This window comes from Paraburkholderia aromaticivorans (assembly GCF_012689525.1).
GTDB classification, from domain to species: Bacteria; Pseudomonadota; Gammaproteobacteria; order Burkholderiales; family Burkholderiaceae; genus Paraburkholderia; species Paraburkholderia aromaticivorans_A.
Genome location: NZ_CP051515.1, coordinates 2,579,252 through 2,596,161 on the forward strand (window position 1 = coordinate 2,579,252; position 16,910 = coordinate 2,596,161).

Genomic DNA, 16,910 nt, shown 5'->3' on the forward strand with positions numbered 1-16,910 from the left:
AGCCGCGAGTTAATCGGCGCGTGGCGACACAGTCAGTGATTGTATTTAACGTGCTCGATGAACGCGCGCAGTTTGGGCAAGACCTGGCGTCTGCCTGAGTGGTATAGAAAAACCCCTGGCGTCGTGACGGCGAAGGGCATGAGTAGCGCTTCCAATCGGCCATCGGCAATCGGCGCTGTGGCAAGCGGTCCGGGCACCTGTGCAAGTCCCACGCCTTGAATCGCCGCTCCGAGGAGCGTCGGATAGTCATGCGCGATAAGCGGCCCGGAGACGATTGCCTCAACTGACTTGTTGCCGTCGACAAAAGGCCAAGGCGCGATCGCCCCGTTCGAGCGGCGCATGCGCAGGCAAGTGTGGTTTCGCAGATCGTCGATGCGCTCTGGCCGACCACATCGACGCAGATAGTCAGGGCTGCCCACGACCATGAACGGGAACGGCGGCGTCAGACGCACCGCGACCATGTCGCCTTCGATGAACTGGCCCATGCGGACGCCGGCGTCAAATCCTTCGGCCGCGAGGTCGACCAATTCCGCGCTTGCGACGATCTCGACCTCGACTTCGGGATAGGCCCGGCAAAACGATGCGATCAGCGGCTCCAACACGATCGGCACGACCGCACTCGGCACCGAGAGGCGCAACAGTCCCGCCGGTTTTTGTCCGAGTTCACGCGCAAGCTCGCTTGCACCGATGAGTTCTTCGAAGGCGGGCTTCGCCCGCGAAAGGAATCGTTCACCGGCTTCGGTCAGGCCGACGCTCCGCGTGGTGCGGACGAAAAGCGCGGCGCCGACGCGTGCCTCAAGCATGCGTACCGTTTGGCTGATGGCCGAAGGCGTCACGCCTAGTTCCGCGGCCGCTCTACGAAAGCTGCGGTGCTGGGCCACGCTCAGGAACGCCTCGACACCGTCGAGCGCGCCTTGCCGGACTGTGAAGTTCTGCTTCATAACCCGTCAATATTATCGCGGATAGTCGCTCGCTGAAAGCAGTCCTAGACTCTGCTTGCGGATCAGGAGTGCCGCCCATATCGGCGAACTCGGCACTGAGAATCCCTTCTGCTGGAAGGCCGGCTCGGTATCCTGACCGCGGTGTTCGAGGCCGCGTCGAGCAACATCTGATAGGAGTTCTGCCATGTCACCCGAAACCCTCTTCCAGACACAGCTCGTGCTCGGCTATGTCGCATGGCTGCCTTGCATCATCGTGTACGTCCTGCCCCGGCTCAAGTCGATGGACCGTGCTGGCGCGCAACGCGCCATCGCTACGCTGCACAGCTTCCGTTTCTTCGGACTTGCCTTCATCCTTCCGGGCGTCGTCGGCCCCAATCTGCCGGCTGGCTTCTCCCAGTTCGCCGCTTATGCTGACTTCGCAACCGGAGTGCTGGCCATCCTGGCCCTGCTCACCTTCAGGACCCGTCCGCTCTTCTGGTTCTTTGTGTTCGCCTTCAATCTCGTGGGGGCGGCCGACATCATCGTCGACTACTACCACGCGACCCGGATCGGCCTGCCTGCTGTAGCGGGGCAATTTGGCGCCACCTATGCCATCCCGATCATCTACGTGCCCCTGCTGATGATCACGCACGTCGTCGCGTTCTATTTGTTCATGCGTCCACGCACGAAGGCGGCTTGGCTTGCGCCGGTGATGCGGCCTCTCGGGCTGGATCAGACACGCGAGATGCCTCCCATGTGAACGGTCGCTATCGGCGAATCCAGACATGACCGAACCTTGACACCAAGACATCATGACGTCATGATGTCTCACATGACCACGGACCGCAGCAACCAGCTCCCTCTCTACGCGCAAGTCGAAGCGACCCTCGCCGCACGCATCGCCGACGGCACCTATCCGCCGGGCACCCAACTCCCCAACGAAGCCAGCCTGCTCGCCACGTTCAATATCAGCCGCACCACCCTGCAGAAGACCGTGCAAAACCTGATCGCGCGCGACCTGATCGAAATCCGCCGCGGCAAGGGCACCTTCGTCACCCAACCGCGCCTGACCCGGCCGCTCACCGAACTGAGCGGCTTCGTCGAAGACATGCGCGCGCACGGCCGTCATCCGACCGCCCGGCTGGTCGGCAAGCAGATCGAACAGGCCAGCGAAGCCGTGGCCGGCAAGCTGTCGCTCGAACCCGGCACGCCTGTCGTGCATATCAGGCGCGTGCGCCTCGCCGACGGCACCCCGCTCTCGCTCGATGAAACCTGGCTGCCGCAAGACATCGGCGAAAAGATCATGGAAGACGATCTGGAAGCCGAGCCGATCTTTACGCTGCTCGAGCAAAAGTACGGCATGCCGCTGATCGAGGCGGAGTACCGCCTCGAAGCGATCGCCGCCGACAAAACCATCGCGCGGGCGCTCGACATCGCGCCCGGCAGTCCGATCTTCCTCATCGAGCGCACCTCGTATGGCGACGGCAACCGTCCCGTCGACTACGAAAAGCTCTACTACCGCGGCGATCAGATCCAGTTCGTCACCCGCCTCGCCCGGCGCAAGCCGCGCGGCCAATGACCGGCGCGGCGGCGATGGATCTGCACTACACGTTATGGCTGTTCGCGGTGTCGCTTGGCGCGAGCGCGCTGGGCGGCATGCTCGGCATGGCGAGCGGCATTTTCATCGTGCCGGTCCTGACCATGTTCGGCCACGTCGATATCCACGTCGCGATCGGCGCAAAGATTCCCGCGATGGATACCGCCCTGCGCCGAGTGCCGGTCATCCGGCATCGGCCGGAATGTCGATCGTGACTATCGGCATCGCGCTTTTTATCCTGCTGCCGGTAATGCGGCTTATATTGATGTTAGGCGTGTTCCTGCATCAACGGGATTACCGGTTCAGCGCGATCGCCGCACTCGTGCTGGCGATCGTGGCAGTGGGATTGGTGGTTGGCGCGGCATGAAATGCGCGGCACGCACGCGCCCTGGTATGATGCCCATCGCGCGCCTTTCGTGGAGTTCGGTTCGCCGTCGCTCCTCACGCTGCTTTTCCCATCGTCACGAGAACCATCATGCCCGCCCAACACGACAAAGTCCCCGCTGCCAGCGCCACGCCGGACAAGGCCCCGCGCAAGGTTCTGCCGATTGCCGTGCGCAATCTCCTGATGGTGGCCGTCGGCGTCGCGGTCTTCTCGATCGTAGCGACCGTCGTGCTTTACGGTCCGATTACGTACGGTGATGAGATTCCGAACTTCGGCGTCATTCTCATGCTGACGGTGCCGGTAATTGCGGGCGTGGCGTTCCGGGTCGGGCTGGATGCGTGGCTGGATCGGAAGTGAAGGACGGCCGCCTCGACAGCATGTCGTTTGAAAGCTGCCATCCCTAGCGCGTCGAGCCGCTAAGCGGCAACACCACCCACACCTCAAGCCCGCCACCTTGGCGCGCATGAAACTCCAGACGGCCGCCATGCAGCCGCGCGATCCGCTCGACGATCGCCAGTCCCAACCCGGTGCCGCCGCTATGCGAACGCGCATTGCGGCCGCGCTGGAACGGCGCCTTCAGTTGCTCCAGCTCCTGCGCTGACAGACCTTTGCCGCGATCGCCGACTGCAACGTACACCGCCTCGCGCGTGGCCCAGCTTCGCACCGCCAATCCGCTTCCGCCGTACACGATCGCGTTCTGCATCAGGTTCATCAGCAGCCGCATCATGCTGATCGGGCGGTACGGCACAGCGGGCAAAGTCGCGAGCGACAGCTCGAACTCGTGGCCCAGCCCCGCGAAATCCCCTGCCAGCCGTTCGATCAACGCATTCAGATCGCCGGGTTCCGGCTGCTGTCGCTCACCGCTGCCCGCGTAATCCATGAACTGCTGCAAGATCGTTTCGATCTGATCGAGATACGATTCGGCGGCGACCACGAAGCTGCTGTCGCTGCCGTTGGGCATCGCCATCGCCATCGAAAGGCGCAGCTTGGTCAACGGCGTGCGGATGTCGTGCGAGATGCCCGCGAGCATCAGCGCGCGCGTCGCCTCGGCTTGCTGCAACGCCTGCGTCATCTGATTGAAGGCGCCGCTCACCGTGGCGATTTCCGTGGGGCCGTCGGTCGGCAGCGGCGCGGGCGTTTCGCCGGCGCTGACGCGGCGCGCCGCGCGCGTCAACTCCTGGAGCGGCCGGTTGAGGTGGCGCTGAATCAGGTAGCCGGTCAACGCCGCCAGCGCGCCCAATCCGAGCGACAGCACGATGGCGGCGTCGAGTCCGCTGCCCTGCGCGTCTTCGGGAATCGGCAGCGCGATCCAGTATGGCGCTTGTGGCGCATCGGCCGGCGCGTGCATGCGGATCCACAGGCGCTGGCCGCCGACGCTTTGCCAGCGCGCCGGCATGTCGGCGGGCAGATGCGCGCGCAAGCTCTCAAGAAAGACGTTGCGCTGATAGGTGACATACGCGCGCAAGAGATTCGGCGGCGGCTCGGCGGCGGCTTCGTCCGGTGCCTGCGCGCGCGCGTCGAGGCGAGCCGTCAATCCACGACGCGCATCGGGCGGCGTGGCGGCGAGCAGGTTGTCGAGCGTGGTCACATAAGTGGCGAACACGGCGGCCGCGCGCTCGACGCGAGGCCGCTGCACGTAGTGCAGCAACACGCCGAGCGAGCACACCTGGCTCAACATCACGAGCGCGATCAGCAGCGCGATATTGCGCGCCAGCAGCGTTCTCGGCAGCAACCTGTGCATCAGCGAGCGCGTCATGAGTCGACGTCCGCGATCAGCATGTAGCCGACACCCCACACGGTCTTGATGAAGCGCGGCTTGGACGGATCGTCCTCAACGATCTGCCTGAGCCGCAGCACCTGCACGTCGATGCTGCGATCGAGCGCATCGTGCTCGCGGCCCCGCGCGCGCGCCAGCAGATTGTCGCGGCTCACCGGCCGGTTCGGCGACGACGCTAGCGCGATCAGCAGCAGCATCTGCGCCGAGTGAATGTCCAGCAACTCGCCCGCGCGCGACAACTGCTGCTTGCCGACGTCGAGCGAGAAATCGCCGAAGCTCACGCTTTGCGACGTCACGGTGACCTCGCCCGAGGCGATCTTCTGGCGCCGCAGCAGCGCGTTGATGCGCGCCACCAGTTCACGCGGCAGGAACGGTTTGGCGAGGTAGTCGTCGGCACCGGTTTCGAGGCCGACCACGCGGTCGAGCGGATCGCCCTTCGCGGTCAGCATCAGGATCGGCAAGGTCTGGCCCTGCTCGCGCAGGCGGGCGCAAATGGCAAGGCCGTCCTCTTCGCCGATCATCAGATCGAGCACCAGCAGATCGAAGGGCTCACGCTCGAGGTAGCGGTCGAGACGCTTGCCGTCCTCCGCGACGCGCACGTCGAAGCCGTGCCCGCGCAGAAAGCGCTGCAGCATGTTGCGCAATTCGACTTCGTCGTCGAGCACGATGATTTTGGCGGGGCGATCCATGTGAAGGCTCCTCGATTCAGGCTAGGCGTCGGGCGGCGTTTGCCGTGCCGCATGCCGTTCGCCCAAGCGCTGCAACAGCACATAGAACGACGGAATGAACAGCACGGCGATGCAGGTGGAAGCGAGCATCCCCGAAAATACCGCAATCCCGAGCGAGCGTCGCGCGCTGGCGCTCGCGCCGGTGGCGATCACGAGCGGCACCACGCCGAGAATGAACGCGAACGAGGTCATCATGATCGGCCGGAACCGCAGGCGCGCGGCTTCGATCGCCGCCTCCGCAATGCCGACGCCCTGCGCGCGCAGATGCCGCGCGAACTCGACGATCAGAATGGCGTTCTTCGCCGACAACGCGATCAGCAGCACGAGACCGATCTGCGTGTACAGATTGTTGGCGGCGCCGAGCGCGGCCAGCGTGCCCGCCGTGCCGAGCAAGGCCAGCGGCACCGCCAGCACCACGGCGACCGGTAGCAGCCAGCTTTCGTATTGCGCGGCCAGCACGCAGAACACCAGCAACACGCCCACGGCGAACACCCAGTACGCGGAGTTGCCGACCAGTTTCTCCTGATACGACATCGCGGTCCATTCATAGCCGATGCCCGCCGGCAGAATGCGCGCGGCTTCCTGCTCGAACGCACGAATCGCGTCGCCCGTGCTGTAGCCGGCCGCCGGATTGCCGTTGATGGCCGCGGCCGGCGCGAGGTTGTACAGCGTCGCCACCGCCGGGCCGACGCTCGTATGCGCGTCGATGAAGGTGCCCAGTTCGACCATATGACCGCTATTGCTGCGAATCTGCAAGCGGCGAATGTCGTCGGTTTCGCGGCGGAATGCGCCGTCGGCCTGCACGAATACCGGGAACGTATGGTTGAAGGTGGTGAACTGGTTGACGTAGCTGGATCCGACATAGTCCTGCAGCAGGTCGAACACATTGCCGACCGGCACTTGCAGCGACTCCGCCTTGGCGCGATCGAGCGTGAGTTCGACGGTCGGCACCGACGCGCGGAACGGACTGAACACGCGCTGTAATTCGGGCCGCTTCGACACGCCAGCGATCAGCGCGTCGGTGGCATCCTGCAGACGCTGATAGTTTTGCGAGCCGTCGGTCAGCATGACCTGCATCTGCACACCGCCGCTGTTGCCGAGACCCTGGATCGGCGGCGGCACGATCACCACCGAGCGGATGTCGGGCAGCTTCGCCAGCTCGCTATTCATGCGCAAATAAAGCGAGCGCAGGTCTTCGCCTTTGCCGCGCTTGCTCCAGTCGTCGAGTGTCACGTAGATCAGCGCGGAATTCGGCAGCGAGGCGTTGTTGTCCAAAGGCGAGATGCCGCCGATCGACACCACATGGCTCACACCCGGAATCGCGCCGATCCGCTTCTCGATCTGCGTGCTCGCCTCGCGCGTGCGTCCGAGCGAAGCGGCGTCGGCGAGTTGCGCGGCGATCAGCACGTAGCCTTGGTCTTCGAGCGGAATGAAGCTGGTGGGAATGCGCGTCAACAGGAAAGCGGAGCCCGCGCCGAGTACCAGCGCGATCACCAGCGCCAGCCCGCAGCGCGCGACGAACCACGACACCACCCGCACGTAGCCCTTTTCGACGCGCGCGTAACCCTTGTCGAACACGCGATACACGATATTCGGCTTGCCAGGCCGCGCATGCCGCAGCCAGCGCACGCTTTGCACCGGCTTGAGCGTGACCGCGTTGATCGCGCTAATTACCGTGGTTGCCACGACTACCAAGGCAAATTGACGGTACATCTGTCCGGTCACGCCACCGAGAAACGCCGACGGCAGAAACACCGAGATCAGCACCAGCGTAATGCCGACGATCGGGCCAAGCAGTTCATGCATGGCGTCGATGGCGGCCTGCTTCGGCGTCTTACCCTGCTCGATGTGCTGCGTGATGCCTTCGACCACCACGATTGCATCGTCCACCACGATACCGATGGCCAGCACGATCGCGAACAAGGTCAGCAGGTTGATCGAGAAGCCGAGCATATAGATCGCGCCGAACGTGCCGATGATGGTCACCGGAATCGTCGTGGCCGGCACCAGCATCGCGCGCCAGTTCTGCAAAAACAGCAGGATCACCGCGAGCACGAGCAGGGCCGCTTCGAACAGCGTCTTGTACACGTCGATCACCGATTGCCGCACGAAGGTGGTCGTATCGAACGGCAACTGGTAACTGACGCCCTTCGGCATGTCTTTCGAGAGACGCGCCATGGTCGCCTTCACCGCGTTGCCGACTTCCAGCGCATTTGCTTCGGGTAACTGATAAATGGCGATGCCTGCGGCCGGCTTGCCGTCGAGATTGAAGAACTGTCCGTAACTGGACGAGCCGAGTTCGGTGTGCCCCACGTCGCGAATCCGCACGAAATGGCCGCCGTTATCCGGATCGGCCTTGACAATGATGTCGTCGAATTCATGTGGATCGGAGAGCGCGCCGTGCATCGTCACCGTGAGCTGGAATGCCTGGCCGCCCGAGTTCGGCTCGGAACCGAGCTGGCCCGCGCTCACGTCCTTGCTCTGGCTCTGGATCGCGTTCATCACGTCGGCGGCGGTCAGGTTACGCTCGCTGAGCTTCTGCGGATCGAGCCACACGCGCATGCTGTACTGCCCAGTGCCGAACACGGTCACATCGCCCACGCCCGGCAAACGCGCGAGCGTATCGCGCAGATAGATCACCGCGTAGTTGCTCAGAAACAGCGAATCGTATTTCGGATCCGGCGATTGCAGCGTGTAGAGCTGGAGGATCGCGGTCGAACGCTTGCGCACGGTCACGCCCTGCTGCTGCACCGCCTGCGGCAATTGCGCAGTCGCCGCCGAGACGCGGTTCTGCACCAGCACCTGCGCCTTGTCGACATCCGTGCCGACAGCGAAAGTGACGGTGAGCGTGTAGGTGCCGTCGTTGGTGCTGGTCGACTGCATGTACAGCGCGTTTTCCACGCCGTTGACCTGGGTTTCGATCGGCAGCGCCACGCGGTTGGTCAGCGTCGCGGCGCTGGCGCCGGGAAAGCGCGCCACCACCTGCACGGTCGGCGGCGTGATGGGCGGATATTGCGCGATCGGCAGATTGATCAGCGCGACGGCACCGAGCAGCATCACGATCAGCGCGATCACATTGGCAAGGACCGGCCGCTCGACGAAGAAGCGGATCATGACTGGCCCTGCGTCTCGGCGGCCGCCACCTGCACCTTGGTGCCCGGCGCCACCGCCAGCGCGCCGCCCGTCACGACCTGGTCGTTCGCGTTCAGGCCCGACGTGATTGCACGCAGCGAGCCGAACAGTCCGCCGGTCACCACCGCGCGTTTCTCGATCACATTCGCGCTGTTCACGACCAGCACGAAAGCGCCGGCCTGCTCGCGCAGCAACGCGGTATCGGGCACCAGCAAGACGTTTTGCGGCGCGCCCGCGGGAATATGCACCTCGACCGACATACCCGGAATCAGATGCGCGTCCGGATTGGCGATGTCGGCGCGCAGCCTGATCGCGCCGCTGTTGGAGTCGACTCGCGTATCGACGAATTCCAGCGCGGCGTCCTCGCCCTTGCCCGCCGGCGCGCCGAGCACGTTCACCCGCACTGTGCGCGGCGGCTTGGTGAACAGGCCGATGCGGTTCGCGTCGCGTTCGTTCAGCGTGAAATTCACGTACACCGGCTGGATGCGATCCAGCGTGGCGAGTTTGGTCGAATCGGACGCGCCCACCAGATTGCCGACGTCGAACGAACGCGCGCCGATGCGCCCCGCGAACGGCGCGCGTATCTCCGTGTAGCCGAGATTGATGCGCGACATATCGCGTTTGGCGATCGCCTGGTCGCGCGTGGTCTGCGCTTTCTGCAACGACGACTCCGAGGTCGCGTTATCGGACGTGAGCTGCTTCTGGCGGGTCAATTCCTGTTCGGCGTTGACGAGCTCGGCCTGGTCGTAAGTGAGTTGCGCGCGGTACGTGTCCGGCTCGATACGAAACAGCAACTGCCCTTGCTTGACGTTGGCGCCGTCGCTGAAACCGATTTCCTTCAGCACGCCCTGCACGCGCGCCACCAGCGTGACGGTGGCCGAAGGCGCGACCGTGCCGCTCAGGTCGAGCTGCTCGCGCACCTCGCGCGGCTGCGGCCGCATCACGCTCACTTGCGGCAAGGGCGCATTCTGGGCGGCCGGCGCGTTGCCGTCGTGGCAGGCGGCCAGCGCCATGCCGAGCACGATGCACATTCCCACCCCGAGATGTCTCATTACCCGGCTCTTATCTGCCATTCTTATTTCCCATTCTCAGGCTCGCCTCCGCTCGCGCGCGCCAACGCGGAATTCGCGGGCGGGTTCAACAAGCGGCCCCAATCCGTGCGCTGCGCCATCTGTTCGGCAATCTGTTCGCTCACCACCTGCTGCCCTTGCGCCACTTCCCAGCCTCCGCCGAGCGCGCGATACAGCGCCACCGCGGCGATCGCGGCAAGCCCCTGGTTCTGCGCGAGCGAATCGCCGTCACGTAATGCGGAGCGCGATGCGTCGAGCACCGTGTCGTAAGTGACCGAGCCCGAGCGATACTGCACATTGGCAAGCCGCAGCGCGCGCTGCGAGGCATCCGACGCGCGCGCCGACGCGGCCAGCGCGTCGAGCGTGGTGCGCAGTCCGGCGATCGCGTCTTCCACTTCTTTCTGCGCTTGCAGCACCGTGTTCTGATAGTCGAGCACGGCCTCCTGAAACGACGCGTCCTGAATCCGCACGGCGTTTTTCAATTGACCGCGATCGAGGATCGGCAGCGTGATGCCGGCGGAAAAGAGGCCGATGGTCTTGCTGCCCCATTGCGTCAACCCAATGCCGTGCTGTTCGCCCGACGACAGCCCGAACAAGCCCGTCAACGACAAGGACGGATACAGCTTCGCCTTGGCCGCGCCGATTAGCGCCGATTGCGCCGCCGCGTTGAGCGCGGCCTGGCGCACGTCGGGCCGGCGACGCAGCAGATCGGCGGGAATGCCGACATCGATCTGCGTGGGCGGCACGGGAATCGCGCTGCTGCCTTTGAGTTGCGCATCGACGGCGTCGGGTGGATCGGCGAGCAGCACCGCGAGCGTGTCGCGGTCCTGCGCACGCGCCTTGATGAGCGGCGGAATCTGCGCCTCGGTTTCCGCCACCAGCGTGGCGGCCTGTTCGACATCGAGCTGGCTCGACGCGCCGTGTTTGTAGCGCGCCTGGGTCAGCGTGAGACTCTGCTGGACCGACTTCAGATTCTGCTGCGCGACGACGATGCGTTGTTCGAGCGCACGCAGATCGATGTAGGCATTGGCGACGTCGCCGAACAGCGACACCAGCGCGTTGTCATACGCCGCTTCCGACACGCGCAATTGCGCGCGGTCCGATTCGATCTGCCGGCGATATTTGCCCCAGAAGTCGATCTCCCAGCCCACATTCACGCGCAAATGCTCGGCCCACAGATGGGTCGGCGGAAGCGGGCCGACGCCGCTCGTGTTGATATGGTCGGCGCCCACGGACACGCTGCCCGACTGCGGCAGCAGATTCTCCGCACTGGTCGCGAGTTGCGCGCGCGCCTTGAAGATATGCAGGCCGGCCACTTGCAGCGAGAGGTTGCGCTCATACGCGCGCTGCTCCAGCGCGGTGAGCACGGGATCGTTGAACGCGGTCCACCAGGCGGCTTGTGCGGCAGGCGTGGCTTTCGCCTCACCGGGCAGACTTTCGAGCCACTGGTTTTCGAGCGTCGCTTCCGGTTGTTTGAAATCCGGGCCGACGCTCACGCAACCGCTGAGCGCCGCGCTGATCCACACGACGATCGACGCGCCGGCGATACGCAGATGGCGGGACGTGGCAGGTTTCATCGCGCGTTTTTATTGGTTTCAGAGGACGGCTGAGGGTTCGGCAGGACGGCTCGCGCGCAGGCGGCACACTGCGCCGCGCCACGGCCCCATGGTCCCGCCGATGCCCGCGCGGCTCAGTGCGCTGCCCCGCGTTCCTGCATGAATGCCTCGATCTGCGGCAGGGTGATGTAGCCCGTCTTCTGCGTATCGATCTCGTCGAAGTGTTTGGCGACCATCGGCATGCCCATGGCGGCCTGGTCCTTGGTGAGTTTGCCGTCGTGCGTGGTATTGGCATTCGCAAAGCGCGATTGCAACTGCTGCACCATGCGCTCCATGCGCTGCGGATTGCCGCCTTGCGGCGCGGTCTGGGCGAACGTGACGGTGGATGCGCAGCACAGCAACACAATAGCGATCAACTTCTTCATGACTGACTCCTTCGATTGAGCCACCGTGCGTCGCCTGCTGTTTGCCGCGATCCGTTTCGATGACAGGCCGAATTCTTGGGGAAGCGTCGCCGCAAGGCAACGTCAGAATCATGTCGACTTATGTCATGGCTTTCGTGGCATCGCCGTGCGCCACCACGAGTGCCGTCACGAGTGCCGCCACCGCAATGCAGCATGCGCTCCCTACACCCGCACTCACGCCGGAGCCCGCTGCGGCGTGACATGGAATGAAATGAGTTTGCGATGCCGTTTTGACGACGCTTTGCGTATCTTTCGTCTGCCGGCGCCACCAGCGCCTCGCCGCAACGGCTGAGTTCTCACGTCACCCGAATCAGCCGGCCCGCTTCTTCAGCGGTGCGTCTTGTCGGAACTTGCATCGCACTGCTCAACGCATCAGGAGTACCAATTGACTATCCGTCTCGTCTGCGCCTCAACTGTCACCGCCATCGGCCTCGCCTGTTCGTCGACGGCGTTTGCCCGCGTGGTCGTCTATATGCCTGCCGCCGTGGTCTACGCACCGCCGCCGCGCCCGGTCTACTACTCCGTGCCGGTCAATCCCGTGTATGTGGTGGCGCCCCCGCCGGTTCCCCTGCCCGTGGCGGTTCCGGTCGCGGCCACCGTGACGGCGCCGAAGCCCGTTCCCCTGTATACCACCGTCGTCGTCCCCGCGCCGACCAACTACGCGGTCGTGCCCGCCCCCGCGGTGACCTACGCCCAGCCCGTCATGATGATGCCGCGTTAGGCGCGCTCGGCGTGTCCCTGTCGGCTGTGCCGGTGACAACCCAAGCTGTGGAATCAGCATAGGACATGCTGCCGCCAGCAATGCCTGGTGGATTCCCGTTGTCCTGAGGACTATCCGGCGGCGTGATGGGGAGCGCGAGTCCGTACTGCAAAACTCTGAACGCGCCCTTGGAATAAAGCGGTGGGTTTAGCGGTTATAGAGGAAGGCCGAACGCAGAGGCCAAACGCAGCGCGATTCCGTTCCAGCGGCTATGGAACATCGCTTGCTGAATGTTGTTGATCACTGGGCGCATGTCCATTCGTTGGACATATCCGTCCAACTATGGGACTCGCGAGCGGCCTCCGGGCAGGTTTTCGGGCAGGCCACCACCCTTTGCGGAAACATCAGATGAACTACCAGGAACTCGACAAGGAGATCGCCCACCTCGAACGTGTATTCGGGATGATCTCCACCAACGATCGCATTCCGCTGTCCTATTGGCACAATCGCCTGCGAAATTTGCCCAGACCGACATTGATGCCGATACAGCGCGCGCGGATCGCGCGGCTAGAGGCGACGCTGCGCTCGCTGACAGAAGCCGACGAAGCGTCGTTCTCCGAACCGCCGCTGCGCCCCACCGGCACGCGGGCCTAACGCGGCGGCCCGGACCCGCCGCCGCCCTCGAAGCGGGATTCCGCTCCCCTCAACCAGTCAGAATCCGCGCGCCGAGCGCCAGCACGAGCGCCGGCAGCATCACCAGCGCGCCCACCTTCAGAAACTTCATGAAGCTCACGTCTTCGCCTTCGCGGCGAATCGCGTTGAGCCAGAGGATCGTCGCCAGCGATCCGGTGATGGATAGATTCGGCCCGAGATCGACGCCGATCAGCAGCGCGTCGATCACACGCTCCGGACTGTGCGCCTGCATCACGGTCGAACTGGCGATCAGACCCGCCGGCAAGTTGTTCATCAGATTGCTGCCGATCGCGATGACTGTGCCTGCCCAGCCCGCCGTGGCCAGTTCGTGCTGTTGCGCGGCGTGCTGCGTGAGTTGCGCCGCCGCCGTGATCACACCGGTGTGATCGAGCATTTCGACGAGCACGAACAGCGCGGCGACCAGCGGCAGCACGCTCCACGAGATTTCGCGGATCATCGGCAGCGGCGATTTGCGCTCCAGAATCAGCACGACCAGCGCGGTCAGCGCGCCGAGTATCGCGGTCGGCATGCCGAGCGGAACATCGAACGCGGAGACCGTCAGCAGCACGACGGCCGTCACCGCGATGCCCGCGAGCGCCACGCGCCCGCTCGACGACAGTTCGACCGGGTCGAGATTCGCCTCGCAGGTGCCGGCAAGCGCGTCGCGCTGAGTCCAGCGCAGCATCACGTAGGTCGCGACGATCGACAGCAGCGACGGCAGCGTGAAGCGCATCAGCCAGGCGCCGAGCGCGGGCGTGTGATTGCCGTACAGCACGATGTTGGCCGGATTCGAGATCGGCAGCACGAAGCTCGCCGCATTGGCGATGAACGCGCAGACGAACAGCAAGGGCAACGGATGCGTCTTCGCCTTTTTGGCGGCGGCGAACACGGCCGGCGTGAGGACGACGGCGGTGGCATCGTTCGATAGAAACGCGGTGATCACCACGCCGACCAGGTAGACGAGCAGGAAGAGCTTGCGCGGCGAGCCCTGGGCATGATTGACCGCGAGCACGGCGACCCAGTCGAACAGACCTTCACGGCGGCCCACTTCCGACAGCAGCATCATGCCGAAGAGGAACAGATAGACGTCGGTGCCCTTGCCGATCGCCTCGAGCGCCAGATGGACCGGCAATAGCCCGAGCGACACCAGCAGCAGCGCGCCGGCCACGGCCCACACGGCTTCGGGCCATTTGAACGGCCGGGTGATGACGCCCGCCGTGGCGGCGGCGGCGATACCCCAGGAGAGAAAAATGGAATTCACAAGGTGAGCCCTGAATCATTGATAACGCGCGAGCGCGATGTCCGGCATGGCCGGGCGGGCGCGCCCATGAGGCGGCGGCCGCAGGCGCTGATATAGCAAGTTGCGCGCCCGTCGCCCTGCCGTTGCGCGCGCGTCATCCCACGCGGCTCACCGCCGCAATGCAATCGCGGCCGTTGTCCTTCGCAAGGTACAACTGCGTATCCACCAGATTGACGAAGGCCACTGGATCGGCCGCCGCGGCCGGAATCGTGGTGCCGACGCCGAAGCTGGCGGTGACCGTCTGCCGGAATGGCGAGCGCTCATGCGCGATCTCCTCGGTCGCAATGCGGTCGCGGCAACGCTCGGCGACCTGGCGGGCGGCGTCGGCGCCGCTGTTCGGCAGGATCAGCACGAACTCTTCCCCGCCGAAGCGGCCGACAAAGTCGCCCGGCCGCACCGCGCTGCTCAGCACGCTGGCGACCCGCCTCAGGCACTCGTCGCCCTGCACGTGGCCATAGTAGTCGTTGTAGGACTTGAAGAAGTCGATATCGACCATGACCAACGAGAGCGGCGCCGCATGACGCAAAGCCGCGCTCCATTCGCGCTGCAGGCTGGCGTCGAACGCGCGGCGATTGCCGACGCCCGTCAGGCTGTCCTTGAACGACAGCGCTTCGAGTTCCCGTTGCAACGCGGCCAGTTTCTCTTCGGTCTTCTTGCGCTCGCTGATATCGAACATGAAGCCGACCAGCGACTCCACGTTGCCGCGCGCGTCGCGCACCACATGCACCACGTCGCGCAGCCAGACGTATTCGCCCCGGCTTGTCAACGCGCGATAGTCCGCTTCGTGATCGGTGCCCGCCTGCGATTGCGCGACACAGAATTCCACCACTTTCTCGCGGTCGTCCGGATGCATGCGCGTCGCCCAGTCCTGCACGGTTTTCCAGCTCGACGGCGCCCAGCCCAGCAGGGCTTCGATCTGCGGGCCGATATAGGCGAACTCCATGGTCGCCCAATCGATCTTCCACGGAATCGCTTTGGTCGATTCGAGCAACGTACGGTAGACAGCCGCGTCATGCTCCATGTAGCCTTCCACCCCGGTCGCGGCAGGTGCCACGGGGCTAATCTCGTGCCGCAGAAAATCCGCGCCTAGCGCGATGTTGTTGTTTTCAATCCTGTTCATCGGTCTCAACTCTCCTGGCGATTCAGCCGGCAAATTAACATAGTGGACGACCTCCCGGCCCATTACGGCCGCCGCGCCGGTTTATTCCAGCGACATTAGCGTCACGGCTACAACAATCTGTTCCCTTCTCCCCGGCTATTCAGATTTCATTGGCATCCCTACTATTCGCATTCACTTGCAATACCCTAAAACCCACGAACGTCAAAGAATGAACTCCAGCCCTGTCCGTTCAGACCGCTACCACGGCGCCGCCATAGCCTTGCACTGGCTGATCGCGGCGTTGATCATCTGCGGCTTCTATATCGGCTGGATCATGACCGATATTCCCGGCTTCACGCCCACCAAGCTGAAGTATTTCTCCTGGCACAAGTGGATCGGCGTGACCGTGTTCGTGCTCGCCGTGGCCCGCGTGCTGTGGCGCGCCACCCACCGCGCGCCGGCGCTCGACAGCGCCACGCCCGTTTGGCAGAAGGCCGCCGCCCATCTGGTGCACGGCGTGCTGTATGTGCTGATGCTGGCGATTCCGCTGTCCGGCTACTTCTACAGTTCCGCCGCCGGCATTCAGGTGGTGTATCTCGGCATCGTGCCGCTGCCGACCATCATCGGCCCGGATCAGGCGCTCAAGGCGAGCCTGCGCACCGTCCACATCCTGCTCAATTACACGTTGCTCGCGCTGGTGGCGATGCATGTGGCGGCGGCGCTCAAGCATCAATTCGTCGACCGCGACGGATTGCTCGCACGGATGATTCCATTCCTGAAGTAACGGCAGGCAGTCGCCGCACAGGCGCCGATTGGCTACGGCCTGTTGGCAATCTAATTCCCAGCGGTGCGCAATCAACGCACGCGGGTTCGATAGGATGCGTACCACCATGAAAACAAACTTTTACCACTCCGTTCAACGCGTGACGCTCGCCGGCATCGCGGCCTTCTCGCTCTTCGGCGCAAGTCTCGCGCATGCCGATGTCGATACGAGCAAGAGCAGCGTGATCGCCACCACGAAACAGATGAACGTGCCCGTCGACGGCAAGTTCAGGAAGTTCTCGGCGCAACTGAATTTCGATCCGGCCAAGCCCACCGCCGGCAGCGCCAATGTCTCGATCGACACCGGCAGCTACGACCTCGGCGCCGACGACTACAACAAGCAGGCCCAAGGCAAGGAATGGTTCGACAGCGCCACCTTCCCGGCCGCGACGTTCGTCTCCAGCGCGATCGCGCCGGCAGGCGGCAACCAGTACAAGATCACCGGCAAGCTCACCATCAAGGGCAAGTCGCAAACCGTCGTGGTGCCCGTCACCATCGCCAGCCAAGGGGCCACGCAAACCTTCGACGGCGCGTTGCCGATCAAGCGCTCGCAATTCGACGTCGGTACCGGCGAATGGAAAGACACGTCGGTGGTCGCTGACGAAGTCGTCATTAAATTTCACATCGTCGCTTCGAAGAAATAACTCGACACGAAGCGTCGCAACAC

The 16,910-nt window shown here is 64.2% G+C and carries 18 protein-coding genes; 9 read left to right on the forward strand and 9 right to left on the reverse strand.

The window, feature by feature from the left end; all coding sequences use genetic code 11:
* Window positions 1–32 precede the first annotated feature (32 nt).
* On the reverse strand, window positions 33–941 hold the full coding sequence (locus HF916_RS23370) for a LysR family transcriptional regulator (RefSeq protein ID WP_168791166.1): 909 nt from the start codon (window positions 939–941) through the stop codon (window positions 33–35).
* Window positions 942–1,125: 184 nt separating this feature from the next.
* Here HF916_RS23370 and HF916_RS23375 point away from each other — a divergent pair, with 184 nt between their 5' ends.
* From HF916_RS23375 to HF916_RS23395, 5 genes are all read left to right on the forward strand, one after another.
* Window positions 1,126–1,680, forward strand: coding sequence for a hypothetical protein (locus tag HF916_RS23375; protein ID WP_168791167.1), 555 nt, complete (start codon window positions 1,126–1,128; stop codon window positions 1,678–1,680).
* Window positions 1,681–1,752: 72 nt separating this feature from the next.
* Window positions 1,753–2,499, forward strand: coding sequence for a GntR family transcriptional regulator (locus HF916_RS23380; RefSeq protein ID WP_168791168.1), 747 nt, complete (start codon window positions 1,753–1,755; stop codon window positions 2,497–2,499).
* Window positions 2,496–2,732, forward strand: coding sequence for a hypothetical protein (locus HF916_RS52080; RefSeq protein ID WP_431311410.1), 237 nt, complete (start codon window positions 2,496–2,498; stop codon window positions 2,730–2,732). Before HF916_RS23380 ends, HF916_RS52080 begins: the two co-directional genes overlap by 4 nt.
* Window positions 2,729–2,884 (forward strand): DUF1634 domain-containing protein, encoded by a 156-nt coding sequence (locus tag HF916_RS23390; protein ID WP_168791169.1) that lies wholly within the window; start codon window positions 2,729–2,731, stop codon window positions 2,882–2,884. Before HF916_RS52080 ends, HF916_RS23390 begins: the two co-directional genes overlap by 4 nt.
* Window positions 2,885–2,992: 108 nt before the next feature.
* Window positions 2,993–3,259, forward strand: a complete 267-nt coding sequence (locus HF916_RS23395; protein WP_168791170.1) for a hypothetical protein — start codon at window positions 2,993–2,995, stop codon at window positions 3,257–3,259.
* Window positions 3,260–3,302: 43 nt separating this feature from the next.
* Here HF916_RS23395 and HF916_RS23400 read toward each other — a convergent pair whose 3' ends face one another.
* The 6 genes from HF916_RS23400 to HF916_RS23425 all read right to left on the reverse strand — a co-directional run bounded on the left by HF916_RS23400 (window position 3,303) and on the right by HF916_RS23425 (window position 11,590).
* Complete coding sequence (locus tag HF916_RS23400; RefSeq protein WP_168791171.1) at window positions 3,303–4,658, reverse strand: ATP-binding protein; 1,356 nt, start codon at window positions 4,656–4,658, stop codon at window positions 3,303–3,305.
* Complete coding sequence (locus HF916_RS23405) at window positions 4,655–5,368, reverse strand: response regulator (protein ID WP_168791172.1); 714 nt, start codon at window positions 5,366–5,368, stop codon at window positions 4,655–4,657. The genes HF916_RS23400 and HF916_RS23405 overlap by 4 nt, the downstream gene beginning before the upstream one ends.
* Window positions 5,369–5,389: 21 nt before the next feature.
* Window positions 5,390–8,521, reverse strand: a complete 3,132-nt coding sequence (locus HF916_RS23410; protein ID WP_168791173.1) for an efflux RND transporter permease subunit — start codon at window positions 8,519–8,521, stop codon at window positions 5,390–5,392.
* Complete coding sequence (locus tag HF916_RS23415; RefSeq protein ID WP_240975478.1) at window positions 8,518–9,591, reverse strand: efflux RND transporter periplasmic adaptor subunit; 1,074 nt, start codon at window positions 9,589–9,591, stop codon at window positions 8,518–8,520. Before HF916_RS23415 ends, HF916_RS23410 begins: the two co-directional genes overlap by 4 nt.
* A 23-nt stretch (window positions 9,592–9,614) precedes the next feature.
* Window positions 9,615–11,186 carry an efflux transporter outer membrane subunit gene (locus tag HF916_RS23420; protein ID WP_168791175.1) on the reverse strand — a complete coding sequence of 524 codons (1,572 nt, stop codon included), beginning with the start codon at window positions 11,184–11,186 and terminating at the stop codon, window positions 9,615–9,617.
* 113 nt (window positions 11,187–11,299) lie between these two features.
* A complete protein-coding gene (locus tag HF916_RS23425) occupies window positions 11,300–11,590 on the reverse strand; it encodes an EF-hand domain-containing protein (protein WP_168791176.1) in 291 nt (96 codons plus the stop codon).
* 424 nt (window positions 11,591–12,014) lie between these two features.
* Here HF916_RS23425 and HF916_RS23430 point away from each other — a divergent pair, with 424 nt between their 5' ends.
* Both HF916_RS23430 and HF916_RS23435 read left to right on the forward strand, forming a co-directional pair.
* Entirely contained in the window at window positions 12,015–12,350 is a 336-nt protein-coding gene (locus HF916_RS23430) for a hypothetical protein (RefSeq protein ID WP_168791177.1), read from the forward strand.
* Between the two features lie 387 nt (window positions 12,351–12,737).
* Window positions 12,738–12,983, forward strand: a complete 246-nt coding sequence (locus HF916_RS23435; protein WP_168791178.1) for a hypothetical protein — start codon at window positions 12,738–12,740, stop codon at window positions 12,981–12,983.
* Window positions 12,984–13,032: 49 nt separating this feature from the next.
* Here HF916_RS23435 and HF916_RS23440 read toward each other — a convergent pair whose 3' ends face one another.
* Both HF916_RS23440 and HF916_RS23445 read right to left on the reverse strand, forming a co-directional pair.
* Window positions 13,033–14,283 (reverse strand): arsenic transporter, encoded by a 1,251-nt coding sequence (locus tag HF916_RS23440; protein ID WP_168791179.1) that lies wholly within the window; start codon window positions 14,281–14,283, stop codon window positions 13,033–13,035.
* A gap of 133 nt (window positions 14,284–14,416) precedes the next feature.
* The gene (locus HF916_RS23445) at window positions 14,417–15,442 is read right to left on the reverse strand and encodes a sensor domain-containing diguanylate cyclase (protein WP_168791180.1); all 1,026 of its coding nucleotides are present in this window, start codon (window positions 15,440–15,442) and stop codon (window positions 14,417–14,419) included.
* A gap of 208 nt (window positions 15,443–15,650) precedes the next feature.
* On the opposite strand from HF916_RS23445, the gene HF916_RS23450 reads away from it, so the two are divergent.
* Both HF916_RS23450 and HF916_RS23455 read left to right on the forward strand, forming a co-directional pair.
* Window positions 15,651–16,205: a cytochrome b gene (locus HF916_RS23450; protein ID WP_168791181.1), complete on the forward strand. Its 555-nt coding sequence runs from the start codon at window positions 15,651–15,653 to the stop codon at window positions 16,203–16,205.
* Between the two features lie 106 nt (window positions 16,206–16,311).
* The gene (locus HF916_RS23455; RefSeq protein ID WP_168791182.1) at window positions 16,312–16,887 is read left to right on the forward strand and encodes a YceI family protein; all 576 of its coding nucleotides are present in this window, start codon (window positions 16,312–16,314) and stop codon (window positions 16,885–16,887) included.
* Window positions 16,888–16,910: the final 23 nt, after the last annotated feature.

Excerpts from the sequence above, each read along its gene's own strand:
- HF916_RS23455 (WP_168791182.1), top strand. The coding sequence starts at position 16,312 with ATGAAAACAAACTTTTACCACTCCGTTCAACGCGTGACGCTCGCCGGC.
- HF916_RS23375 (WP_168791167.1), top strand. The coding sequence starts at position 1,126 with ATGTCACCCGAAACCCTCTTCCAGACACAGCTCGTGCTCGGCTATGTC.
- HF916_RS23435 (WP_168791178.1), top strand. The coding sequence starts at position 12,738 with ATGAACTACCAGGAACTCGACAAGGAGATCGCCCACCTCGAACGTGTA.
- HF916_RS52080 (WP_431311410.1), top strand. The coding sequence starts at position 2,496 with ATGACCGGCGCGGCGGCGATGGATCTGCACTACACGTTATGGCTGTTC.
- HF916_RS23445 (WP_168791180.1), bottom strand. The coding sequence starts at position 15,442 with ATGAACAGGATTGAAAACAACAACATCGCGCTAGGCGCGGATTTTCTG.
- HF916_RS23415 (WP_240975478.1), bottom strand. The coding sequence starts at position 9,591 with ATGAGACATCTCGGGGTGGGAATGTGCATCGTGCTCGGCATGGCGCTG.
- HF916_RS23370 (WP_168791166.1), bottom strand. The coding sequence starts at position 941 with ATGAAGCAGAACTTCACAGTCCGGCAAGGCGCGCTCGACGGTGTCGAG.
- HF916_RS23410 (WP_168791173.1), bottom strand. The coding sequence starts at position 8,521 with ATGATCCGCTTCTTCGTCGAGCGGCCGGTCCTTGCCAATGTGATCGCG.
- HF916_RS23380 (WP_168791168.1), top strand. The coding sequence starts at position 1,753 with ATGACCACGGACCGCAGCAACCAGCTCCCTCTCTACGCGCAAGTCGAA.
- HF916_RS23450 (WP_168791181.1), top strand. The coding sequence starts at position 15,651 with ATGAACTCCAGCCCTGTCCGTTCAGACCGCTACCACGGCGCCGCCATA.
- HF916_RS23420 (WP_168791175.1), bottom strand. The coding sequence starts at position 11,186 with ATGAAACCTGCCACGTCCCGCCATCTGCGTATCGCCGGCGCGTCGATC.
- HF916_RS23405 (WP_168791172.1), bottom strand. The coding sequence starts at position 5,368 with ATGGATCGCCCCGCCAAAATCATCGTGCTCGACGACGAAGTCGAATTG.
- HF916_RS23425 (WP_168791176.1), bottom strand. The coding sequence starts at position 11,590 with ATGAAGAAGTTGATCGCTATTGTGTTGCTGTGCTGCGCATCCACCGTC.
- HF916_RS23395 (WP_168791170.1), top strand. The coding sequence starts at position 2,993 with ATGCCCGCCCAACACGACAAAGTCCCCGCTGCCAGCGCCACGCCGGAC.
- HF916_RS23400 (WP_168791171.1), bottom strand. The coding sequence starts at position 4,658 with ATGACGCGCTCGCTGATGCACAGGTTGCTGCCGAGAACGCTGCTGGCG.